General features: G+C 40.7%; 9 protein-coding genes and 1 pseudogene. 6 read left to right on the top strand and 4 right to left on the bottom strand.

The window, feature by feature from the left end; all coding sequences use genetic code 11:
* Positions 1 to 58: 58 nt before the first annotated feature.
* Positions 59 to 934: pseudogene (locus F6K57_RS32205) on the bottom strand (IS630 family transposase).
* 100 nt (positions 935 to 1,034) lie between these two features.
* Between F6K57_RS32205 and F6K57_RS32200 the strand changes: the two are divergent.
* From F6K57_RS32200 to F6K57_RS32180, 5 genes are all read left to right on the top strand, one after another.
* Positions 1,035 to 2,579 (top strand): trypsin-like peptidase domain-containing protein, encoded by a 1,545-nt coding sequence (locus F6K57_RS32200; protein WP_293072128.1) that lies wholly within the window; start codon positions 1,035 to 1,037, stop codon positions 2,577 to 2,579.
* Positions 2,564 to 3,502 (top strand): MoxR family ATPase, encoded by a 939-nt coding sequence (locus F6K57_RS32195; RefSeq protein ID WP_293072127.1) that lies wholly within the window; start codon positions 2,564 to 2,566, stop codon positions 3,500 to 3,502. The genes F6K57_RS32200 and F6K57_RS32195 overlap by 16 nt, the downstream gene beginning before the upstream one ends.
* A complete protein-coding gene (locus F6K57_RS32190) occupies positions 3,495 to 4,898 on the top strand; it encodes a hypothetical protein (RefSeq protein ID WP_293072126.1) in 1,404 nt (467 codons plus the stop codon). The genes F6K57_RS32195 and F6K57_RS32190 overlap by 8 nt, the downstream gene beginning before the upstream one ends.
* A 5-nt stretch (positions 4,899 to 4,903) precedes the next feature.
* The gene (locus tag F6K57_RS32185) at positions 4,904 to 6,655 is read left to right on the top strand and encodes an S-layer homology domain-containing protein (protein WP_293072125.1); all 1,752 of its coding nucleotides are present in this window, start codon (positions 4,904 to 4,906) and stop codon (positions 6,653 to 6,655) included.
* Positions 6,656 to 6,888: 233 nt separating this feature from the next.
* Entirely contained in the window at positions 6,889 to 7,251 is a 363-nt protein-coding gene (locus F6K57_RS32180) for a hypothetical protein (protein ID WP_293072124.1), read from the top strand.
* Between the two features lie 60 nt (positions 7,252 to 7,311).
* Here the strand turns inward: F6K57_RS32180 and F6K57_RS32175 are convergent, their stop codons facing one another.
* Entirely contained in the window at positions 7,312 to 7,548 is a 237-nt protein-coding gene (locus tag F6K57_RS32175) for a hypothetical protein (RefSeq protein ID WP_293072123.1), read from the bottom strand.
* A gap of 242 nt (positions 7,549 to 7,790) precedes the next feature.
* The gene (locus F6K57_RS32170) at positions 7,791 to 8,084 is read right to left on the bottom strand and encodes a hypothetical protein (RefSeq protein ID WP_293072122.1); all 294 of its coding nucleotides are present in this window, start codon (positions 8,082 to 8,084) and stop codon (positions 7,791 to 7,793) included.
* Between the two features lie 85 nt (positions 8,085 to 8,169).
* Between F6K57_RS32170 and F6K57_RS32165 the strand changes: the two genes are divergently transcribed.
* The gene (locus F6K57_RS32165) at positions 8,170 to 8,373 is read left to right on the top strand and encodes a Uma2 family endonuclease (protein WP_364304972.1); all 204 of its coding nucleotides are present in this window, start codon (positions 8,170 to 8,172) and stop codon (positions 8,371 to 8,373) included.
* Between the two features lie 212 nt (positions 8,374 to 8,585).
* On the opposite strand, the gene F6K57_RS32160 is transcribed toward F6K57_RS32165, so the two are convergent.
* Positions 8,586 to 8,867 (bottom strand): tetratricopeptide repeat protein (locus F6K57_RS32160; protein ID WP_293072121.1); only part of this gene is annotated, 282 nt, incomplete at its 5' end.

The following is an 8,867-nucleotide window of genomic DNA, read 5'->3' as shown; positions in this document are numbered from 1 at the left end:
TTTCGCTGTTTTCGGTTAATCAACCAGCCAAGTCTTGCCCCGTTTTCCATGTATAGCACTACGCGCATACATTAGGACATTTTTTGAAGGCTGCATCTACACATTCTCGTACAGTATCAAATTCTTTAATTCTTTGTTTCATCCATGTTTTTCAAACAGCCCACCAATTTTAACTTGTTTTTAAATCTGGTGAATAAGCTGGTAAATACCAAATTTAGCATCCGGCTTCTTCAACAATTTATCTGATATATTATCCTTTATGAAAACTGGAATTGTCAATAATAATAATGTCTCCTGACTCTAAGTTCGGTATTAAACAGTGTATTAACCAATTTTCAAATAAATTTCTATTACATGAACCCTCAAAAGTTAAAGGAGCCAATAATTGGTTCTCTTTTAATGGAGATAGCCAACTCACTATTTCTATTCTTTTTACCGACTTTAGAGCATAAAATCTTTGTCCTTTAGGACTATAGCCATAGGGGTAATCCTCTCTATTATCGAATCCAGTTTCATCTACATAAACTTTTCTGGTATTTTCTATTTCCTCTAGCTTTTTGATAAATTCTTGTCTTTTCTGCTCATATGTCGGTAACCATAAGTTTTTTTTTGCGCGTAAACCCCAGTTTTTTGATGGCATAACTAACATTTTGTTGTGTCACGTTATTTTCCAAAATTTAAGCAATCTGTTTTTGGGTTTTGTCACTATGTTTTTCGACAAATTTTAGAAATTTTTCTAGATCGGCAATTTTGGGGATAGTTCCTACTCCTACAGCTTGACTAGCTTGATAGTCTCCTGTTTATCTTTCTTTTTTTAGCCAGAGGTTTAATGTATTTATACTAATAAAAAAAAACGGCTTACCTCTATTTTTTTTCCTCGTTTAACGGCTTCGATGGCTTTTGAACGCAAATCGTAACTATAGGATGCAGGCATACTCTTTACAATGAATTATTCTGATATTTATTATACTATCATAGTATTTTCCTAACAGTAGCGCGTAGTGCTATAATACAGAAAGAGCTAGATGCGGTCTATGGCTATTTACTTAGGCATCTTTGAATTCTTCAGGAAAATTATAAACTTTATTGCCCGCAAAATAAATATGGGCAATGGCAATTATAATGAAAAAATTAAGGGTAACTATATCCAAGGAAATTATATCCAAGGAAATGTTTTCAATGTTTTGCAAAACAGACATAAAAAAGCTTTATACTGGGACAATATTCAGGATTCAGTTGTTTTAATCACTAGCGCAAATCCTGACATCAATAGTTTTGGTTCAGGTTTTATCGTTAACCACTCAGGGAGTACTTCTTATGTTTTAACCTGTGCCCATGTGGTTAGGGGTGTTGGTGGAGCAGATCAAATAATGGTTGATGGCATTGCTGCTGTCCAAGTGGTTTCTGGAGAGAACAAAGACCTCGACTTAGCTGTTCTAAAAGTTGATGAGTTGTACGGCAAACCACCACTAGAATTACAGGCATCTGGTGAAAAAGGCTGTCCTTTTAGTGCAGTTGGGTTTAAATCGTTTGACAATGGTAAGGGGCATTGGATCAAACCCCTACAGGGTATCCTAGGCGAACAGGTGGGGCTAAAGTTTAAGCACTCGGGTGAGCGAATTAAAGCTTGGGAGCTAAACTTGACTGAGGGCAATACTTTAGAATCTAGTTTCAGAGGTTCACCAGTAATTGATGAAAACAGTGGGTACGTTTTAGGGGTAGTTAGTTACCAAGAAGATGAGGGCACAAAAGGAGTGGCAATTTCTATAGACTCGCTTGAGAGGATTTGGAAGCAATTAAACCGAGAGCAACTTTATCAGGTTTTGTTGAAACTAGGCTACAAAAATCAAGTCCGTGCATTTCTTAGATTAGTTCAAGCTCAGTCAGTGTCAGCTTTCTTAATTCACGGTTCTCCCGATTATGGACAGCGTTGGTTGCTCAATCGCTTAGTAGAACAGTATGTTCCCAACAGCATCGCAGGCAAAGTAGTAAAAATTGACTTTGGGCGTAAAGTACGGAGGAATGATATTAACTCGCTTTGGCGCGAACTTAGTAATAGAGTTGGCTTACGAACGAACAAGCCTATACCGTCAGAAATTGTGGAAAGAGTCTATCAGTGCTGGAAAACTCAGAATGTCCTCTTGGTCTTTCATGATGTAAACCTTATACCGGAAAGCTATTTACATAAGCTAGTCCGTGAATTCTGGCGCCCCTTGGCTGATAGGGTTAGGGAGGCTGGAGCTCACACAGGAAATTCTCAACTACTGATGTTTTTGGTAGATTATGAAGGTTCGGTCGCTAATTTAGACAATCTTTTCTCTGATAAAGTGGACCCAAGAAAACTGGGAGAACCTGTAAAAACACCTAAAATTAGTGAATTTTCCGATGAAGAGTTAGCTGATTGGATTGTGAATGAGTTTAATGAGCTGCCAATTGAACTGACTCATGAGGTTGATGGTGTAGTTAGGGATATCTTAGAGAACAGTGAACAGGGTATTCCAGAGTATGTACTAGCACAAATCTGTGCCCGCAGTGGTTTTGATTGGTATGAAGAGTCAGAAAAATGGATGAAATTGTGAGAGAAAATGATGCTCCGAAATACACTGGTGATACGCAACCTAAACCTGGAGTGTTGGATTCATCAGGTAGACCGATATTGCCCTACCTACCCAGTGATGACTTGACCGAAGCAGTTAATTTAGCTATCCGACTCGAACGTCCCCTACTGCTTAAGGGAGAACCAGGTTGTGGCAAAACCCAATTAGCCTACTCTGTAGCCTATGCTCTCAATTTACCATTTGAAGCTTGGTATGTTAAGTCTACAAGCCGAGCACGGGATGGTTTGTATACCTATGATACTGTTGGACGCTTACGAGATGCACAGCTTGCAGCAACGGGACAAATCTTACCAAAAGAACTAGAGCGAATTAAAAGACCTATTAGCTATGTTCGATTAGGTCCCATAGGACGAGCCTTCGTCAAAGATCACCGTACTGTAGTGCTGATTGACGAAATTGATAAAGCTGACATCGATTTTCCTAATGATTTGTTGCTAGAGCTTGATGAGAGAAGATTCATCATTGAAGAGACTGGGGACGAAATTCGGGCTAAACATCCACCTATTGTTCTCATTACCAGTAATGACGAGAAAGATTTGCCAAACGCTTTTTTACGTCGCTGTTTGTTTCACTATCTTGAATTTCCTCATCGAGGGCGACTTATTGAGATAATTAAAGCTCATTTTCCCACTGCACAAGAAGTCTTAGTGGAAAAAGCTGTAGATAATTTTCAGCAATTGCGCCAAGAAATGCAAAAGCATGAAGGTGGTCGTGGCAAAGTTGTAAGTACGAGCGAATTAATTGACTGGTTTAGAGCTCTGCATCCTGAACCTCAAGATATAGCTTTAGCTAAGTTGGAAGGTGAACTTCCTTATTTGGGCGCGCTCTTAAAAAGCAGGGAAGAGCAAATTCGCTATCAGAAGAGGAATCAGAGTGATGGATAATTTTCCACTCTTAGATCTCTTTATCCAGTTACGGGCAGTAGGTCTGCCTATTGGTATTGGCGAATATAGACTAGTGCTAAAGGCTTTGCAACAGGGTATAGGTACTGCTGACCATGAAGCGCTGGCTCGGTTGTGTCGGGTTCTATGGGTCAAGTCCCCTGATGAGTTACACATTTTTAATTATTATTTTGAAAAATTAGTAGATCAAGAAAGGGCCCGTGAACCGTCTCCTTCGCAAGTATCTGAGAATGTAGAAGACAATAATGAAACTCAGCGTCAGAACTCAGAGATAATTCGCTACATTATTGTCGGAGTAATATTTGTTCTTGGCTCAGTAACTATCTGGTGGAGCTTTTCTAGACCGCGATACCCAGTTGTAGAACCTCCCGATCAAGTCATTGTTACACCAGACCCGCCACCATCTTCATCGCCCCCGGTAAGTGATCCAGAAGTTCCTCTTGACCCCCCTCCACCAGAAAATCAACCAATTCCTGTTGATATAGTATCAACAGAACTTGACCTTACTTATTTATGGGGTGTTTTGCTCACAGGAATCTTGGCTTCTGGATGTCTGTTAATTCTTAGAGGAAGGGATAAAAAATTGACAAGGGATGATAATTCTTTATCTCAATTAGCAGATGGATACTTACAACCTAATGCAGCTTCGGAGTTCGTCCGTGAAATGGAAGATGAAGTCCAAGTGGCTCAGGTCTTGTTAAAGGATAGATTCTCCTCCAACACCGAATTTTTGCCCATTACTCGTAGACAAATGAAGCAGAGCTGGAGGTATCTTCGTCATTCAGTCAGGGAAGGGCCACCAGTAGAACTAGATCTTGAAGCCACTGTGGAGCAAGCTGCACGTCAAGGAAGCCTATTGAACCCTGTGCTGGTTCCCCGTTATGTAAATCGAACTGAACTTTTACTCTTGATAGATAGAGAGGGGTCTATGATTACCTTTCACTCACTATCCCAAAGACTAGCTGAAACTGCTGCTCGTGAGGGTCGCTTAGGAAACGCAGGTATTTATTACTTCCATAACTGCCCCATTCAATACATATATCAAGATCCAGATCTTCTGAAGGGTGAGCTTATTTCTAGTGTTTTCGCTCGCCTTCATCATACGCGGGCAACGGTATTAATTGTTAGTGATGCTGGGGCAGCCCGTGGAGGTTTTAACCCAGAACGCCTTCGACTAACAAAAAACTTCCTTGACCAAGCTAGATTGAGAGTCCGTCAGATTGCTTGGCTCAATCCCATGCCCCAAGGTCGCTGGTTAGAAACTACTGCTCAAGAAATTGCCCGTCTCGTACCCATGTTTGAGGTCAGTCGCCAGGGGTTAGATCAAGCAATTGATGTCTTACGCGGACGTTCCCATTCTATTGATAATTCAGGTTAGTTCTGATGGTTCAGTCCCAAGTAAATTTCTTAGAAACTAGCTCTAATAAAGCGACAGAGCGTATCACTTATTTTCGCCATCGGTACGGCGAGGCACATCTTCAATTGGCTTATCATGCAGCAGTTCCCCTTGCCCTTACCCCCAATTTGTTATATCGCTTGTGGGCAGATTTTCAGTGGGATCTCAACGGTGTAGATCTCCATGTTCCCTGGGTTGCGGTAACAGATTTATTGTTTTCTTGTTTGTGTGACGAGGTGGGGTATGAAATCTACGAAATGGATGAATCGACGCGCCAAGAACTATTGAGTCGATGTAAGCAGGATTCCCGTTTTGGTAAACATCGTATTCAGGAAGTTTCTAACTTTCTACTCACCTACGTTCAATCGCAACTTAATAGTCCAGATATTGATATTAGTGACTTTGCTAAAGCTCAAAGATGGACAGCCTTAACCTATCTTGACCCTCGACAAGCAGCTCGTGAACTAGCTTCTACCCTTGCTAATTTAGGTGCGGAGGAGCTACCAGAATGGATACGTCTTACCTCTGTTATAGAAACCTTCGCCGAAGAATTATCTGAGTATAAATCCCTATTGGTTTACGCACGTGGTATGAGGGACTTTGCACAGGGAGATGCCAAGGGAGCAGCCAAGCTCCTCACTGCTGTGCTGGATGAAAATAATCGAATCAAAGTAGCCGGGGTTAATTTACCAATTCCTGAACAGATTAGGGCTAATTTTTCCCGACTTTCCCTTGCAGCTAACTTTCTTAAGAAATATCGTCAGGTAATCGGAAATTTTCTAATCGTCATAGCTCCTCTAACCTCACTAGTTTACTTTTTAGCCACCCGTCCCCAAGTTATTCAACCTCCTGATTCCATCAATGAAGTCGCTGTTGCTCTACCAGAAATTCATCCACTATATCAAACTTCCCCAGCCACCAATGTAAATCAGTTACGGGATGTCTCTCCTGGTGATTCATATTACTCAGATCTTCGCAATTTAGTTGAAACTTACGGAATTATTTATCCCTACGAGGATGGTACATTTCGCCCTAACAGAGCAATGACTAGAGCTGAATTGGTTGATTTAGAAGCCAAAGCATTGACGGTAATTTTTAAAGGATTGGAGGCAACTATTCAAGAACAAATCGAATTAACAAAACAAATGACCGAAGAAGAAATCAACCAATTGGCTCAGAACAATCAGGTATGCACCTCCACTGAGCCTTCTTTGCGTTCGTTTACTTTGCCTGATGATGTAAAAAAAGATAATTGGTATTACAAGTCTTATGAGAGCATTGGCTGGTTAACCGGTAATGATTACTTAGCTTTTGGAGGTAAATTTGAGGGAGCAAGAAGTGTAATAAGAGGAGAAATGGCAGTTTTTGTGGCTAGATTCTTGGCGGGATTTGAGCCCATTGTGGCCAGTCGTGTACAGAGAATTTCTGAATTGAATCAGCAAAGTTTGTATAATCTTAATGACAATCAAATAATTGCTTCATCAAGTAGCTACCCAATAGCACAAACTCCTTCTGTAGGTTCCTTGCGGGATGTCTCTCCTGGTGATTGGTATTACGAAGATTTACGTGAGCTTGTAGAGAAATATGGATCAGAAGCTGGATATCATGATCGCACTTATAGAGGCAATAGAGATGCTACTCGTGCAGAAGTTGCAGTTCTTCTGAACAAGTCTTTGGGACAATTGGAAAGATTCATAGCAGCTAGTGTGGCCGACTGTAGAGCTAGAATTGTTCCTTAAGGAAAGGGGAGCTTCCGCTCAATTATCAACGTGGGTTGAGAGCTATCTTTTTAATTTAGTTAAGTCTTACTAATGCTATCAATTAAGCTTTTATTTTTATAATAATAATCACAATATCTCATTTTATTATCTAGGTCTATGTGCTCAAAACCAGCTTATTTCAAAGTTTTAACCTTCTTGTCATCCTGTGAGTAGCAGGAGATTAAACTGAAATTAATTAAGGAGAAGTTAGTATGAGTGGCGATCGCAACATTAACACCGGTGGCGGAAATTACAACGAAAATATCAAAGGTGACTATATCCAAGGCAATTACTACGCTGCAGGGAAAAACCAATCCCTAGCCGACGCAGCAGCAGAAATTCAAGCCCTACTAGAACAACTGGAAAAGACCTATTCTACCGGTACTACTAAAGGTAAAATGATGATCGCCACTGAAGCGATTGAACAAATTGACAGTCACCCAAAACTCACCTCAAGAGTTCTCAGTGCCCTCAAAGCCGGAGGAACATCAGCACTAGACTCATTACTAGATCATCCTGCAGCTAGCTTCGTGATTCGTGCGTTAGAAGATTGGCAACAGAGCAAAGGTGATTGAGGTTTGGCTTTTTGCGCGATCTGCCCATCCAGCCCTTGAAGAAACACCAGCAGTGCTAATCTAAAACCCCAACTTCTGCACCGCCCTGCGTTTCACCTCCTCCCCCCGCCTATCCTTGCTCCCTTTGCCCCGGTACACCTCCAATTTTCCTGTGCCTGGGTCAAAATTCCTTAACTCTAAATGAGTCACTTCAGCCCGCCGTAAACCAGCACCCCGCAGGATACCAATTAAAGCAGCATCTCTAGCCCCACTAGGACTGGTATCTCCCAAGCACACAGCTAATAAATTAATTACCAAAAAATTTGGGTTTAAAGCCCCGTCCTTATAGGACGGCTTTTTTTGAAATTAAGACTTGACGGTTTGATCGCATCGTGTTAAGATAAAAACAATGTAATGAGCTAGATAAACATGATAGTAAAATAAGTAGATGATGTAAAAAATAAGCTAAGAGACTAGCTTATTGCATAATCAAATCTAACGATTTGGATATCTACGAAAACATAATATCAATAAAAAGTTTATCTAACTTGTTAACTAGATTAGGTACGGTGGGGCACACCGAAACCTGGGTCATAGACCAAGTACGCTTGTGGAGATGAGACCTCTATTTTTTCTGGCTCCGGCCTGGTTAAACAAGTCACCTCGTAGAAGCAAGAATCCCCGTCCATAAGCGGGCGGGGAGTGTCAATAATCTCATCTTTACTTAATGTCCTACCCCGAAGTTGACGATGATTAGCAATAGTTACTAAATCCACAGCTTTAGAGTAATCAATTAGGTCAATCAAGTCTAACCTAACCGCCTCTTTTAGTACCCGCCGGAGGGCACAGAGCATCTTATTTGCCGTAGCTGGGGCGTATCTCTTCCTTAAGGTAGATTTAATAGCGCTGGTGTGGTGATATGGTAACTTTGACCAATTAATTGGCAATATTCTCTATTGCTTACAACATGGTTGTAAGCTAGGTTGGTTAATTGATCCTGCCGATAGGTCGATTTTAGTGTTTAGACCGGGTCAACAACCAGAATTGTTACTAGGTAACAATCACCCTTCTGTATTAGAGGATATTAACCTAGAGTTAACAGTATATCGGATTTTTGGTTGGCTGAAAATGTCAGATAATTAGCTAAAGGTAAGCATTCAGCATATGCTTATGATTGGCTGAAGACACAAACCCCAAAATACCATATATTGAAAGTTTATCTAGTGTGTTTGTAAGGGATTTATGAAAACTTAAATTAACAATTGATGGGTCTTAATTACCTAGTATGTTAAGGTAAAGCTTGAAACGAGTAAAGCCCTGAAACTAATTTATAACTAATCTTATAATTAATAAGATTAAACCTGAAATCCCATAGCGTAAAGTCCCTGACGAAGACGCTGAGCTTCAGCTGGGTTATGGGTTTCGTGAAGTGCGATCGCTTTTTTAAATACCGATAAACTCTGATCAACCTTGCCCAATTTAAGCCAAACCACTCCCAAGTTTTGATAAGCCTCTCCATACTCTGGGTTAAGTTGAATCGCTTGCTGATAGGATGCGATCGCATTTTCCATCTGACCCAAAGCCTTCCAAGTCATGCCCAGATTATTATGTCCAAGGGCAAAACTTGGGTCTATCTT

Origin of the sequence: Moorena sp. SIO4A5 (genome assembly GCF_010672005.1) — a bacterium.
In the GTDB taxonomy this organism is placed as follows: domain Bacteria; phylum Cyanobacteriota; class Cyanobacteriia; order Cyanobacteriales; family Coleofasciculaceae; genus Moorena.
This window is presented reverse-complemented; position numbering and strand designations above follow the sequence as displayed.